Origin of the sequence: Alteromonas aestuariivivens (assembly GCF_003367475.1) — a bacterium.
Taxonomy (GTDB): Bacteria; Pseudomonadota; Gammaproteobacteria; order Enterobacterales; family Alteromonadaceae; genus Alteromonas; species Alteromonas aestuariivivens.
In genome coordinates, this window is record NZ_QRHA01000013.1 from 37,864 (window position 1) to 51,008 (window position 13,145).

A 13,145-nucleotide genomic window follows, 5' to 3' on the forward strand; every position below is an offset into this window, starting at 1 on the left:
TGGATTACACAGGACTATGCCGCGGGAATGCCAGCCTGAAGCCGGAAAGTGACACTGTGATAGCCAAAAAAATGGCCGCTAACTGCGGCCATCTTCTTGTTAAGAACTAGAGAATAAAGCGACTGAGATCTTCGTTTTCAACCAGTGACTCAAGATGGCTGTTAACGTAGTTATCGTCAATAACAAAGGATTCGCCCTGTTTTTCCGAGGCGCTGAAGGAAATCTCTTCCATCAAGCGCTCCAAAACCGTATGCAAACGCCGGGCACCAATATTCTCCGTGCGCTCATTGACCTGCCAGGCCGCTTCTGCAATCCGTTGGATACCGGATTCAGTAAACTCAACAGACACACCTTCGGTGGCCATTAACGCTCGATACTGCTCCGTCAACGAGGCATTGGGCTCCGTCAAAATGCGTTTAAAGTCAGCCACTTCTAATGCAGCCAGTTCCACCCGAATGGGTAAACGGCCCTGCAGTTCCGGGATCAGATCCGAAGGCTTGCTCATCTGGAAAGCCCCAGAAGCAATAAACAGAATGTGATCGGTTTTTACCATTCCGTGTTTGGTGCTAACGGTAGAACCTTCAACCAGAGGCAGCAAATCCCGTTGCACACCCTCCCGGGACACATCGGCAGAGGTGTTGCCCTCACGCTTGCAAATCTTGTCGATTTCGTCGATAAACACAATGCCGTGCTGCTCAACCGACTCGATGGCTTTATCTTTCAGATCTTCCTGGTTTACCAGCCGGGCAGCCTCTTCTTCAACCAGCAGCTTCTTGGCGTCTTTGATCTTGAGCTTTTTCTTCTTTTTCTGTGAGCCGGACAAATTCTGAAACATGCTCTGCAACTGGTTGGTCATGTCTTCCATACCAGGAGGTGCCATAATCTCTACACCAACCTGCGGTAACGACACATCTATTTCAATTTCCTTGTCGTCCAAATCACCTTCCCGCAGCTTCTTGCGAAAATTCTGACGGGTTCCCCGGTCCTCCACTTCTTCCTTTTGTCCCCAGACATTTTCCGGCGGTGGGATAAGTGCATCCAGAATACGCTCTTCCGCCGCTTCTTCTGCCCGATACTTAACTTTGGCCATCTCCCGCTCTTTGGTCATTTTGACAGCGATGTCAGCCAGATCACGGATGATTGATTCAACCTCTTTACCGACATAGCCCACTTCGGTAAATTTTGTTGCTTCCACCTTGATAAAAGGCGCATTGGCGAGCTTGGCCAGCCGGCGGGCAATTTCAGTTTTACCCACGCCCGTTGGGCCGATCATCAGGATGTTCTTGGGAGTCACTTCCTGACGCAACTCTTCGGGAAGTTGCATACGCCGCCAGCGATTACGCAATGCAATGGAAACCGCACGTTTTGCGTCCTGTTGACCGATAATATGGCGGTCCAGCTCATGAACAATTTCTCTTGGTGTCATTTCAGACATGGAAAACCCTTTTGTAAACTGGGTACGGAAAAGCCCCTACCCGGGCCTGAGCCCAAATTAATAATCCAACACTTCTACGGTCTGGTTATGGTTGGTGAATACACAGATGTCACCGGCAATACTAAGACTCTTTTCGGCAATCTCACGGGCAGAAAGTTCGGTGTTATTCAGCAGTGCTGTGGCGGCAGCCTGGGCGTACGGTCCGCCGGAACCAATAGCGATCAGATCCTGTTCCGGTTGTACCACATCACCGTTGCCAGTAATTATGAAAGATGCGGTTTCGTCTGCCACTGCCAGCAGTGCTTCGAGCCTTCGTAACATACGATCGGTTCGCCAGTCTTTGGCCAGTTCCACAGCAGCCCGGGTAAGATGCCCCTGATGCGCTTCAAGCTTACTTTCAAAACGCTCAAACAAAGTAAACGCATCCGCCGTGCCGCCGGCAAATCCGGCTATGACTTTGTTGTGATAAAGACGACGAACCTTTTTTGCGTTGCCCTTCATTACAGTATTGCCCAGGGAAACCTGGCCGTCACCTGCCATGACCACCTGATTGTTTCTTCTCACCGATACGATAGTTGTCACAGAACTCTCCCGATTATGGGTAACAGCCCGGGCAAGCCGTTGCCCGGGGCTAAATTAAATTCGATGAAGCTAAAGTGGGGGGGCATGCGGGATTTTCAAGCCCCGCGTAAATGCCAATTTGCCTCCGGTTTAGTGAAACCCGGATTGAGGTTTAGAGATTCCAATACCAGATTTGGCAATCAGAGATGTTCACCTTGCGCAGTGTATGTTTGGCTCGTTCTGCGTCGCGTTTGGAGTCGAATGGCCCCAGGATCACCCTGAACCAGTCACCGCTGGTTCCTGAACTCAGGCGGATCTGTGCTTCCAGACCCTGGAAAGCAATTTTGGCTTTCATTTCATCGGCCTGCGCACGAGTTCGGAACGAAGCACATTGCAACAGATAGCGCTTGTCAGACTGCTCCAGTTCTTCCACTTCCACTTCCACCTCGTAACCCGGCAGAGTTTTGATGTATTCCCACTCCTCTTCAGGCAGTTCAGGTAATTCTTCCTGCTGCGGCGCCTGAGTAATGGACGCTGGGGCATCCGCCTGTGTCCTGGAAGCCCCATTAATCGACCACAAAAAGTATCCCAGGCCCGATGCCAGCAACAATACAACCACTAACCTCATCCACGGAACGGGAGGCCGGGCCGGCCCTGTGTTCCGTGGCGATTGTCTGGACTTAGTCTGTGGCTTTCTTTTATTTTTATTTTGTGGCGCACGACCACGAGAAACATAATCACGTTGAGCCATATACGGGCACTCATTCCCATTTGAATACTAATCGGATTTTTGCGCTGCCAAGTGTAACCGGAACACTCGCAAATTGCTGCTTACTCTTTCAGCAACGAAGCATCTTTAACACTCCAGCTAGCTAAAATCCGTCGGGTCCACATCGACCGACCAGCGCACTCGAGCTGCCAGTGGCAGAGCTGTGACAGCAGGCAGACACCGATGCAGTAAACGATGCAAAGGCCCGCGTTGACCGGATTGCAATATTAATATAAAACGGAATCGTCCCTGGCGCTTTTCCAGCAATGAGGGCATGGGCCCCAGGCGCTGCACCTCAGCTTCGCCATCGGTCAGACTCCGCACTTGGCACAGGAAATCATAGGCCTGCTCTGCCTGAATGGCCTCGGCCCGAAAAGCAACCTGGGACTGAAATGGGGGCAGACCTGAACACTGCCGCTCAAGCAAACCGTGACGGGCAAAATGAGCATACCCGTTATTGACCAGATCCTGCAACAAGGGATGCTGGGGATTGTGTGTCTGCAGCCACATCTCCCCGGGCTTGCTGGCTCTTCCAGCACGGCCTGCCAGTTGGGTTACCAGTTGCGCAAGCTTTTCAGCCGCACGAAAGTCCGCACTAAAAAGCGCCCCATCGCAATCCACCACCACTACCAGGGTAACGTGGGGAAAGTGATGGCCCTTAGAAAGGATCTGTGTCCCTATCAACAGCTGGAATTTCTGCTGGTTGATGGCCTCCAGAATACCATCCAGCTTGTCCTTGCCTCTCACCGAATCACTGTCAATGCGCACTTGCGGCGCATTGGGGAACAACCGGCTCAGCCCCTGCTCCAGTTGCTCAGTGCCAACTCCGGCGGTGACCAGTTCGTTACTATGGCAATGACCACACTGCCGGGGGACTGGTTTTACCGCACCACAGTGGTGGCAATGCAGCCGCTGGTGAGCACGGTGCACAGTAAACGGTCGTTCACATCTCTGGCAGGTAACGGTATCGCCACAATGGTGGCACAATAATGCTGGCGCATACCCCCGACGGTTCACAAACACCAGTACTTGGTTGCCCTGCTCCAGATGCTGGCGCATCACTGTCAGCATTCCCTCCGCAAGGCCATAATTAATAGGCTGGTCACGAATATCGAGTATATGCTGTCTCGTGGTCTGAGCTCCGCCTGCACGCCTGGTAAGTTGCAGGTGCCCGTACCTTTTGGTCAACGCATTGTTGAGGGATTCCAGCGAGGGCGTCGCAGAACCCAGCACCAGCGGTAAATTCTCAGCCTGCGCACGCCTTACCGCCAGATCACGGGCGTGATAGCGCAACCCGTCCTGTTGCTTGAACGACTCATCATGCTCTTCATCCACAATCAGCATGCCCGGCCGGCACAATGGCGTGAATATCGCTGAGCGGGTCCCAATAATAATTCCAAGCTCTCCATCTTTTGCCTGCTGCCAGACTCTGAGACGAGCACTGTCACTAAGCTGAGAATGCAGCACTCCCACTTCGATGCCAAACCGGTTTCGAAACCGGTTCACCGTTTGTGGAGTGAGGCCGATTTCCGGCACCAGAATGAGCACCTGTTTGCCCGACTTGAGAACCGGTTCAATGGCTTGCAGGTACACTTCCGTTTTGCCACTTCCGGTCACGCCTTCCAGCAAAAAAGGAGCAAAACGATTGGCCGACTGGTTTATGGCGGTAATAGCCAGCGCCTGTTCGCTATCCGGAACAGGTTGGCCATTTGGATTGAGATTCTGTTGCCAGTCCTGCGGCTCAACAGCCTTATCAAACGCAACAATAAGCTGTTTTTCAAGCAAGGCATTAATCACTGCCGGGGAAAAACTGGCTTTGAGTTGCACTGCATTTTGAGCGCCGTCGCGCAGATGCTCCAGACAGGCGAGTTGTCTGTGAGCCCGCTTTAGCGCTGTACGTTGTTCGGCCAGCTCGCAGTTCAACCGATAGCAGGTTTCCGGTTCAGGTTCACAGGGCACCCCCTGGCGCAGTTTTACCGGTAACATGGTATGCAGCACCTCGCCCACAGGATGGTGATAATATTGTGACAGCCACAGCCCCAGCCTTAGAAGGGTGCCGTTCAGTACCGGATGTTCATCAAGAATTTCAGCAATGTCTTTGAGCTTGCCCGATGCTTGCACTGCCGACGCCTCTCCTACCACAATGCCAACCAGGCGGCGATTTCCAAATGGCACCAACACCCTTACCCCCGGCTGCAATTTAATGGGAGCCCGGTAGGTAAAAGATTGTCGAAGCGGAACGGGAACGGCTACGTCTGTCAGTACCATACTGTTTTGATTCAATACCACATTGTTAATTGAGCCCAAAGTCTCTGTTTAAGCCGGGGAACGCTGTTCGGACACAACAGCCATCTGTGCGCAAACCATGCTCAAATAATCACCACAAAGCCCTTGATCGGAAAGGCATCATACATTAATATGCGCGCCTCTTTACGGCAAGGCCGGAAACCGGACTTGCATTGAACTTAAGTTGCGTATGGTGTTCAGCTTCGGGCTGGATAGCGATACGGCCTTATTTTTTTGAGGTAATCCATGAAACAAGGTATCCACCCGGAATACAACGAAATTACTGCATCATGTTCTTGCGGTAACGAAATCAAAGTGCGCTCAACCATGGGCAAAGACATCAATTTGGACGTATGTTCAAGCTGTCACCCGTTCTACACTGGTAAGCAACGTAACGTTGACACCGGTGGTCGTGTTGACCGCTTCAAGAAGCGTTTCGGTGCACTGGGCAAAAAATAAGCCTCGTCCCGATTCGTCAAAAAAGCGCCTTTTCGGCGCTTTTTTTGTGTCTGCCTCAAAATACATTTCAGCTATACCCCCTTCATCACTCATAACTCTTATAAATGATGAACATTGCGATACAGCGTTAGATGAGCGGCACTGGAATGGCTACATTATTTGTTAGAGCGAATGACAACAGGTACTCACCCAGGCGGTGCGTCTGCCGGTTGTGTATGACTTAAAACCGAACGGTCTAAGATGCGTCCCCCTGATCAGATATGCTCGGTGAATGCTGCATGGTACAGTGTGTATGGGCTAAGGTTAGTAAAAAACTGCCCTGGATTTTTTCCTGCCTGCATGCCCCGGTAAGCTCAACTGACCTTACCCGATGTCTGTTCGGCCCAGTCAGGCTGGCAGCGCAGACGTATGTACCCTACACAATAAAGGACACTTGCAATAATGTCAGACTTAAGACAACGCGCCCTCGACTATCACGCCCACCCCACGCCGGGAAAAATACGTGTTGAACTGTCCAAGCCCGCCGACAGTGTCGACGACCTGGCGCTCGCATACAGCCCTGGAGTAGCAGAGCCGGTCCGGGAGATTGCCGAAGACCCTGATGCCGCCTACCGTTATACCGCCAAAGGAAATATGGTTGCGGTTATCAGCAATGGCACGGCCATTCTTGGCCTGGGTAATCTGGGCCCGCTGGCTTCCAAGCCGGTTATGGAGGGCAAAGCCCTGCTGTTCAAACGCTTTGCCGGTCTGGATGCCATCGACATTGAAGTAAAACACCGTACAACGGAAGAATTCATCAATACCGTAGCAAACATCGCCGATACATTCGGCGGCATCAACCTGGAAGATATCAAAGCCCCGGAATGCTTTGAAATTGAGCAGGAACTGATAAAACGCTGCAAGATCCCGGTGTTTCATGATGACCAGCACGGCACGGCCATTGTTACCGCAGCGGGCATGCTGAATGCGCTCGAGATTCAGGGCAAGCAGGTAGAAAAAGCCAAAATAGTGTGCATGGGCGCCGGTGCTGCTGCTGTAGCTTGCATGGAGTTGCTGATAAAATGCGGTGCCCAGCGTGAACGCATTTATATGCTCGACCGCAAAGGAGTGATCCACACCCGCCGCGATGACCTGACCGAACACAAAAAGCTGTTCGCCAACAATACCGACAAACGCACACTGGAAGATGTGATGGACGGTGCAGACATTTTTGTTGGCGTTTCCGGCCCTGATGTATTACCGCCAGAAACACTTAAACTCATGGCTGATAACCCGATTGTGTTTGCCTGCTCCAACCCTGATCCGGAGATTAAACCGGAGCTGGCACATGAAGTGCGTTCCGATCTAATTATGGCAACCGGCCGCTCCGATTACCCCAATCAGGTAAACAATGTACTGTGTTTCCCGTTCATTTTCAGAGGGGCACTGGATGTGCGGGCAACAGCGATCAACGACGAAATGAAAGTTGCTGCGGTTGAAGCATTGCGGGCCATTTCAAAAGAGCCGGTACCTGAGCAGGTACTAAAAGCAAGCAACTGCACATCACTGGAATTTGGTAAGCATTACATCATCCCCAAACCGATGGATCCGCGTTTGTGCGAGCGCATTGCGCGAGCTGTGGCACAGGCTGCTATTGATTCGGGTGTGGCACGCCTGGAGAGTCTGCCACCACAATACGGTTAGCCGACAGCAAACCTGAATACAAACGCGGGCCGAAGCCCGCGTTCGTTCGAATATACCGAAGGCCCATTTTTTTACTCTTCCTCCGACTCCGCTTCAATCCCCATCGCATGCATTATTTCGCGGGCTTGCGCTGGAATGCGATTCGGGTTGTCCTTGCGTAAATCGTCATCGTTAGGCAGTGGCTGGCCAGTAAAGGCGTGCAAAAACGCTTCACACAGCAACTCTGAATTAGTGGCGTGACGTAAGTTATTGATCTGTCTCCGGGTACGCTCATCGGTGAGTACCTTGAGCACATTGATCGGGATAGATACCGTAACCTTCTTAACCTGCTCACTCTTTTTGCCGTGCTCGGCGTAAGGGTGTATGTACTTACCGTTCCATTCTGCCATTGGATTTCTCGGACTACTGTTTCCTAAGTTATAAACAGAAATTCTAAACAATGTGGCGAAAAGGTCAATTGAGCAGTGTAAACCGCTTGACGTCTAGACATATATTCCGTAGTTTAGACGTCTAAACGTCCATTAGAGTGAGTAATACATGGTTTCCTACGCGCAAGGGATCGACGCCCTGAATCAGTCTTTATCAGAGCTGCGTGACATCGATGTTTCCTTTGAATTCTTCCCGCCTAACTCGGAAAAGATGGAGCAGACCCTGTGGAAATCTGTGGAGCGTCTGGCTCCGCTCAAACCGTCCTACATGTCAGTAACCTATGGTGCCAACAGCGGCGAGCGGGATCGCACCCATGATGTGGTCAAGCGTATCCAGCAGCAGACTGGCGTGTCAGCGGCGCCTCACCTGACCTGTGTAGACGCCAGCCGTGACGAGCTCAGACAGATTGCAAAAGATTACTGGGATTCAGGTATCCGCAGAATCGTGGCACTGCGTGGCGACTTACCACCCGGTGTTGATAAAACGGAAATGTACGCCTCCGATCTGGTGGCATTACTCAAGGACGTTGCTGACTTCGATATTTCCGTTGCGGCTTACCCGGAAAAACATCCGGAGGCACCCAATGCGCAGTTTGACCTGCTCAACCTCAAACGCAAAGCGGAAGCGGGAGCATCCGAAGCCATCACCCAGTTCTTCTTCGATACCAGTGTATTTCTGCGCTTTCGCGACAGAGCTGCAGCAGCGGGCATCGATCTGGACATCGTTCCGGGCATTTTGCCGGTCACCAATTACCAGACATTGCTAAAATTTGCCGGCTTTACCAATGTGCACGTACCGGGCTGGTTGCACAAGATGTTTGAAGGGCTGGATGCTGACGACCAGACTACCCGTAACCTGCTCGGTGCCAATATCGCCATGGACATGGTAAAAGTGCTCGCCAAGGAAGGAGTGAAACACTTCCACTTTTACACCCTTAACCGCAGTGAACTCAGTTACGCCATCTGCCACATGCTGGGATTGCGCGCCGGGTAAGACCACGGCGCACCCTGCATCCACAAGGAACGTTTCAGCAAAAAGCGTTTGCCCTGCCAGGCCAAGCAGTTACACTTGCACAAAGTAAGGGTAATCGTTAAAAGGAATCGCGGGTGTTGGACATCAACTGGAAGGAACTCTGGTCTCAAACCTGGCCTCGCATTCGCAGGTTCAGCAAGGTGTTTGTTGCCCGTTGCCGCAGCGACAACATTGCCGTGTCTGCAGGCCATCTTGCCTACGTCACCCTGTTGTCGCTAGTACCCTTTATCATGGTGACCTTCACCATCATGTCTGCATTTCCCGTATTTGCTCAAGCCCGCAGCAAACTGGAGCACTTCATTTTCAACAATTTTGTTCCTACAGCCAGCGATGTGGTGCATCAGTACATCGGGGATTTTGTCGGCAATGCCTCAGAAATGGGTGCCATTGGTATTCTGTCGTTGCTGTTTGTAGCTTTATTATTGATTTCCAACGTCGATAAGACGTTAAACCGGATTTGGCGTACCCCCAGCGATCGCCCTGCCGTGTATACCTTCGCCATTTACTGGATGGTCATAACCCTTGGGCCCCTGCTGATGGGCTCGAGTGTGGTAGTCAGTTCCTATCTGGTCGGGCTAGCGACATTTGCCGAAGAATACACCCCCGGGCTGGGCACGTTTCTGCTCAAGCTGGTGCCCAGTTTTACCGCTTTTACGGCGTTTATTATTTTGTACATGCTGGTTCCGAATCGCCATGTGAGAGCCTCGCGGGCCCTCTCCGGAGCCCTGCTCGCAACCATCCTGTTCGAAGTGACCAAGAAAGGGTTTGCGCTCTACATCACCAACTTTCCGTCCTACCAGATCATTTACGGTGCACTGGCAGTGGTCCCCATTCTGTTTCTGTGGGTGTATATTTCGTGGATCATTGTACTGCTGGGAGCAGAATTTACCTGTAGCCTGGCAGACGCCTTTGACGAACAGGTAACAGAACAGGACCCCCGGGACCTGCCCACAGAATAAGCCTAATTCTGCATTGCCTGAATGAAGGCGTCTGATTCGGCAATTGCTGAGTTCATTTCACTGATTAGGCTTTGCACATCGTTTTCGATGGACGACAGTTCCCCCTGCAAGGCACCAATGGCGTTGGCATTGAGGTTATGCTTTAAATACAGCACATTGTCATTAAAAGCCCTGAGTACCGGTTCCATGCTGTGTTCCGCTTTGCGCATAGTCTGAATCAGGGACTTATAGCGCCCCTGTGTATCCCGAAGCTTCCCGGCACTGGCCCGCTTTAACTCTGCGCTGTCGTATTGTTCTAACTCTTCGTTCCACTCCTCAAACAAAGCTTCTGCAACACTCTCAATTTTATCAATACGGGAGGATACCTCATCAGCAGCGGCACGGCTGTCTTCGTACTGATCGTTCAGACGGTTGTAGACCCGCTCCAACTCACCACCATCGTAATTGATCAATGAACTGAACTCTTCCAGCGCCGAACTGAACTGCTCCTGAGCATCCTCCTGAGATTCCTTGGCTTCCTCAACCCGGTCAACGAGTATGTCGCGTTTTTCTACGCCCACCTGCTCCCAGGCTGCATAGTAGGCAGACTGGCACCCGCCCAATGTCAGGGCGAACGCCAAAATGCTGGCTGCAATCCAGTTGTGTTGTTTCATTTCAGAATCCGGGCCCCCGATAGCGGGCGGCATCAATAATTGACCAAATGTGAAAAATCACACCAATCGGCCACAGGAAGATGAAAATCACCGTTGCAGCCAGACCGTAACAGACGGCGCATATCAGAAAAAACATCAGTGCGGAGAGAATTCGCCCCTGCACCAGTTGCCCGAGCCCCGGGATAAAAAAATTACAAATCGCAGCAATCACATTCCCACCGGATCCTTGACCTGACATACATTCTTCCTCACATTAGTAGCAGTTAATTTGACGCGCGTTAAATTGAAGCCAAACTGGCATCAGGTATAACCATCAGGTTTAACCAGAAACGCGGCAGATAATTGTTAAAGCTAAACCAAATCCCTGTCATTCACAACGTACTGAAATAAAATGAAACGACTTTATCCGGATACAAGCAGCTATATGAACGGGTATCTGGATACCGAGGACGGATACTCGCTGTACTATGAACAAAGCGGGGCTCCGGACGGTATCCCGGTTTTGTATTTGCACGGCGGCCCCGGTGCAGGGCTGTCACCCAATTACAAATCCTTTTTTGATGCAAACCGCTATCGTATCATTGCGTTCGAGCAACGCGGTTGCGGTCGCAGCCAGCCTTTCGGCAGCCTCACAAACAACACAACGGCCCACAGTCTTGAGGATATCCAGCGACTACGTCAACATCTGGGAATCGAGCAATGGGTATTGTTTGGGGGCTCATGGGGGGCAACTCTGGCACTGTTATCAGCCATTCAACATCCCCATACAGTGCGAGGCATGGTACTTAGGGGCGTATTTCTTGGTCGTCAGGAAGACCGGGAGTGGTTTCTTGGCCCCAACGGGGGGGCTGCCCATATGTTTCCTGAATATTACCGCCAGTTCATACAGGGCATCGATAGCCCCAGCGTCGACAGCATCTGCCAGCACTACCACAATGCATTCCGGCAGAAATGTGAGTTAAGCCGCGTTGCAGCGCTCAAGCGCTGGTATCTTTGGGAGGAAAGACTCTCCCGGCTTGTATTACCCCCAGGCACCGGTGAATTTACTGCCCATTATCCCGTCCCACTGATGACCAGCCTGGCAAAACTGGAGTGCCATTACCTGATAAATCGTTGTTTCATTGAAAACAATTACATACTCGACAACATTCACCGCATTGCTACAATTCCTGCCACCGTCATTCATGGCCGTTACGATATGATCTGCAAACTCGAAGGCGCAGATACGCTTGTCCGTGGATGGCCCGCGGCCCAGTTGCAGATCGTTGCAGACTGTGGTCACAGTACCTCGGAACCGGGTATTGCACACGCTCTGTGCCGGGCGACACGGGATATGGCCAGATTTATTGAGGAAAATAGCACATGATTGGATTAATCCAGCGGGTCCGGGAGGCAAGTGTCACCGTTAGCTCGGAAAAGATAAGTGAAATTGGTCATGGGATCCTGCTGCTACTTGGCGTGGAGAGAAATGACGGAGCAGAACAAATCGAAAAACTGGCCCGCAAAATCAGTCAGTATCGAATATTCAGTGACGCGGAAGGCAAAATGAACCTCAACGTTGAACAGGTTGGTGGTGAGATCCTGGTGGTTTCCCAGTTTACCCTTGTAGCCGACACTCAAAAAGGCAACCGCCCGGGTTTCTCCCGTGGCGCATCGCCTCAGCACGGGCAGCAAATCTATCAGGCGTTTGTAGAAGAATTGAAAAGCAAGGGGCTAAAGGTATCAACCGGTGAGTTTGGTGCGGATATGCAGGTCGCGCTGACTAACGATGGCCCCGTCACCTTCCATTTTCAGGTTTAGCCCGAACCTTACATTCCGCCGGTAACAATTGTGCCTTCGGCACAGGGCCTTTTACTCCTAGAATTGCTTTAGGGCTTGTGAGCCGCCTCGCCATGAGTTCTAATGAGAGTATTGCCTGATAATACAAATTAGATTGCCGTGTTCAGAGTCGTCACCCCAAAAAACGATCAGGAGTTTGAAAAGTACTTCGCGTTTCGATGGCAGTATCTGCGTCAGCCCTGGAACTTTCCGCCCGGTTCAGAAAAAGACGAGTACGAACAGGTTGCCGAGCATCGCATGATTGTCAATAGCGAGGGCGAGGTGGTGGCCTGTGGCCGGGTCCACATGAACACCGCTGAAGAGGCCCAAATCAGGCACATTGCGGTGCATTCCGCCTACCATCGTCGAGGCCTTGGCCAGATGATGCTCGGGGCCCTTGAGGCCGTCGCACGGGACCAGGGAGCGATTCGTGCAGTCACCAACAGCCGGGAAATTTCCATTCCTTTTTTTTCGTCCTGTGGCTTCGTGATTGAACGGGAAGCCCCAACCGAACTTGGCTTGCTTAAACGCCAGCAAATGGTCAAGAAGCTCACCGACCTCAGCTCATTGGTTCTGCATCCCAAATGGTGCACAGAGTTGCAAAAGACATGGAGCGAAACCATCCCCATTACCGAACACATGGGCATTAAACTGCACCAGTACACCGGTAAAACTCTGGAAACCCGCGCCTCACTGAATAAGAACATCAATGTGCACGGAACCATGTTCGCGGGCAGTATTTTTTCACTGGCCACCTTAACCGGATGGGGCATGATTTTCCTTCAGCTAAAAGAAAAGCAGCTTGAAGGCGACATTGTCCTTGGTGACGGTGACATTCATTACCACAAGCCCATCACCATGCGTCCACGGGCCAAATGCAACATTGAATCACTGAGCGGCAAGTTTTCTATCCTGGAAAGTAACAAGAAGTGCAAAATAACGCTGCAGGTTAATATACTCGATGACGATACCCCCGTGGCCGAGTTCAAAGGGGTTTACTGGATTCTGCCCGGCAAAGAAGCAAGCGACGCAAAACGCACTTAAACCGTTCAGGATGGGAC

The 13,145-nt window shown here is 51.6% G+C and carries 14 protein-coding genes; 7 read left to right on the forward strand and 7 right to left on the reverse strand.

Annotation, left to right across the window (positions count from 1 at the left end; translation table 11 throughout):
• Nucleotides 1–106: 106 nt before the first annotated feature.
• The 4 genes from hslU to priA form a co-directional block, all read right to left on the reverse strand.
• Nucleotides 107–1,435, reverse strand: a complete 1,329-nt coding sequence (gene hslU, locus DXV75_RS15240) for an ATP-dependent protease ATPase subunit HslU (protein WP_115594284.1) — start codon at nucleotides 1,433–1,435, stop codon at nucleotides 107–109.
• Nucleotides 1,436–1,492: 57 nt separating this feature from the next.
• Entirely contained in the window at nucleotides 1,493–2,017 is a 525-nt protein-coding gene (gene hslV / locus DXV75_RS15245) for an ATP-dependent protease subunit HslV (protein ID WP_115594285.1), read from the reverse strand.
• 151 nt (nucleotides 2,018–2,168) lie between these two features.
• Nucleotides 2,169–2,747 carry an SPOR domain-containing protein gene (locus DXV75_RS15250; protein ID WP_115594286.1) on the reverse strand — a complete coding sequence of 193 codons (579 nt, stop codon included), beginning with the start codon at nucleotides 2,745–2,747 and terminating at the stop codon, nucleotides 2,169–2,171.
• A gap of 117 nt (nucleotides 2,748–2,864) precedes the next feature.
• Nucleotides 2,865–5,033, reverse strand: a complete 2,169-nt coding sequence (priA, locus tag DXV75_RS15255; protein ID WP_115594334.1) for a primosomal protein N' — start codon at nucleotides 5,031–5,033, stop codon at nucleotides 2,865–2,867.
• 264 nt (nucleotides 5,034–5,297) lie between these two features.
• On the opposite strand from priA, the gene rpmE reads away from it, so the two are divergent.
• Both rpmE and DXV75_RS15265 read left to right on the forward strand, forming a co-directional pair.
• Nucleotides 5,298–5,510 (forward strand): 50S ribosomal protein L31, encoded by a 213-nt coding sequence (gene rpmE, locus DXV75_RS15260; RefSeq protein ID WP_115594287.1) that lies wholly within the window; start codon nucleotides 5,298–5,300, stop codon nucleotides 5,508–5,510.
• Between the two features lie 441 nt (nucleotides 5,511–5,951).
• Entirely contained in the window at nucleotides 5,952–7,193 is a 1,242-nt protein-coding gene (locus DXV75_RS15265; RefSeq protein ID WP_115594288.1) for a malic enzyme-like NAD(P)-binding protein, read from the forward strand.
• Nucleotides 7,194–7,264: 71 nt separating this feature from the next.
• On the opposite strand, the gene metJ is transcribed toward DXV75_RS15265, so the two are convergent.
• Nucleotides 7,265–7,582: a met regulon transcriptional regulator MetJ gene (gene metJ, locus DXV75_RS15270; RefSeq protein ID WP_115594289.1), complete on the reverse strand. Its 318-nt coding sequence runs from the start codon at nucleotides 7,580–7,582 to the stop codon at nucleotides 7,265–7,267.
• Between the two features lie 148 nt (nucleotides 7,583–7,730).
• Here metJ and metF point away from each other — a divergent pair, with 148 nt between their 5' ends.
• Complete coding sequence (metF, locus tag DXV75_RS15275) at nucleotides 7,731–8,615, forward strand: methylenetetrahydrofolate reductase (protein WP_115594290.1); 885 nt, start codon at nucleotides 7,731–7,733, stop codon at nucleotides 8,613–8,615.
• A 116-nt stretch (nucleotides 8,616–8,731) separates the two neighbouring features.
• Nucleotides 8,732–9,613, forward strand: a complete 882-nt coding sequence (locus DXV75_RS15280; protein ID WP_115594335.1) for a virulence factor BrkB family protein — start codon at nucleotides 8,732–8,734, stop codon at nucleotides 9,611–9,613.
• Between the two features lie 2 nt (nucleotides 9,614–9,615).
• Here the strand turns inward: DXV75_RS15280 and DXV75_RS15285 are convergent, their stop codons facing one another.
• Together DXV75_RS15285 and DXV75_RS15290 are read right to left on the reverse strand one after the other, a co-directional pair.
• Complete coding sequence (locus DXV75_RS15285) at nucleotides 9,616–10,266, reverse strand: DUF2959 domain-containing protein (protein ID WP_115594291.1); 651 nt, start codon at nucleotides 10,264–10,266, stop codon at nucleotides 9,616–9,618.
• A gap of 1 nt (nucleotide 10,267) precedes the next feature.
• Nucleotides 10,268–10,504 (reverse strand): hypothetical protein, encoded by a 237-nt coding sequence (locus tag DXV75_RS15290; protein WP_115594292.1) that lies wholly within the window; start codon nucleotides 10,502–10,504, stop codon nucleotides 10,268–10,270.
• A 153-nt stretch (nucleotides 10,505–10,657) separates the two neighbouring features.
• On the opposite strand from DXV75_RS15290, the gene pip reads away from it, so the two are divergent.
• The 3 genes from pip (at nucleotide 10,658) to DXV75_RS15305 (ending at nucleotide 13,128) form a co-directional block, all read left to right on the forward strand.
• Entirely contained in the window at nucleotides 10,658–11,632 is a 975-nt protein-coding gene (pip, locus tag DXV75_RS15295) for a prolyl aminopeptidase (RefSeq protein WP_115594293.1), read from the forward strand.
• Nucleotides 11,629–12,066: a D-aminoacyl-tRNA deacylase gene (gene dtd / locus DXV75_RS15300; RefSeq protein ID WP_115594294.1), complete on the forward strand. Its 438-nt coding sequence runs from the start codon at nucleotides 11,629–11,631 to the stop codon at nucleotides 12,064–12,066. Before pip ends, dtd begins: the two co-directional genes overlap by 4 nt.
• A 138-nt stretch (nucleotides 12,067–12,204) precedes the next feature.
• Nucleotides 12,205–13,128, forward strand: coding sequence for a bifunctional GNAT family N-acetyltransferase/hotdog fold thioesterase (locus tag DXV75_RS15305; RefSeq protein ID WP_115594295.1), 924 nt, complete (start codon nucleotides 12,205–12,207; stop codon nucleotides 13,126–13,128).
• The last annotated feature ends 17 nt before the right edge of the window (nucleotides 13,129–13,145 follow it).

Excerpts from the sequence above, each read along its gene's own strand:
- hslU (WP_115594284.1), bottom strand. The coding sequence starts at position 1,435 with ATGTCTGAAATGACACCAAGAGAAATTGTTCATGAGCTGGACCGCCAT.
- DXV75_RS15250 (WP_115594286.1), bottom strand. The coding sequence starts at position 2,747 with ATGGCTCAACGTGATTATGTTTCTCGTGGTCGTGCGCCACAAAATAAA.
- priA (WP_115594334.1), bottom strand. The coding sequence starts at position 5,033 with ATGGTACTGACAGACGTAGCCGTTCCCGTTCCGCTTCGACAATCTTTT.
- rpmE (WP_115594287.1), top strand. The coding sequence starts at position 5,298 with ATGAAACAAGGTATCCACCCGGAATACAACGAAATTACTGCATCATGT.
- DXV75_RS15265 (WP_115594288.1), top strand. The coding sequence starts at position 5,952 with ATGTCAGACTTAAGACAACGCGCCCTCGACTATCACGCCCACCCCACG.
- metJ (WP_115594289.1), bottom strand. The coding sequence starts at position 7,582 with ATGGCAGAATGGAACGGTAAGTACATACACCCTTACGCCGAGCACGGC.
- metF (WP_115594290.1), top strand. The coding sequence starts at position 7,731 with ATGGTTTCCTACGCGCAAGGGATCGACGCCCTGAATCAGTCTTTATCA.
- DXV75_RS15285 (WP_115594291.1), bottom strand. The coding sequence starts at position 10,266 with ATGAAACAACACAACTGGATTGCAGCCAGCATTTTGGCGTTCGCCCTG.
- DXV75_RS15290 (WP_115594292.1), bottom strand. The coding sequence starts at position 10,504 with ATGTCAGGTCAAGGATCCGGTGGGAATGTGATTGCTGCGATTTGTAAT.
- pip (WP_115594293.1), top strand. The coding sequence starts at position 10,658 with ATGAAACGACTTTATCCGGATACAAGCAGCTATATGAACGGGTATCTG.
- dtd (WP_115594294.1), top strand. The coding sequence starts at position 11,629 with ATGATTGGATTAATCCAGCGGGTCCGGGAGGCAAGTGTCACCGTTAGC.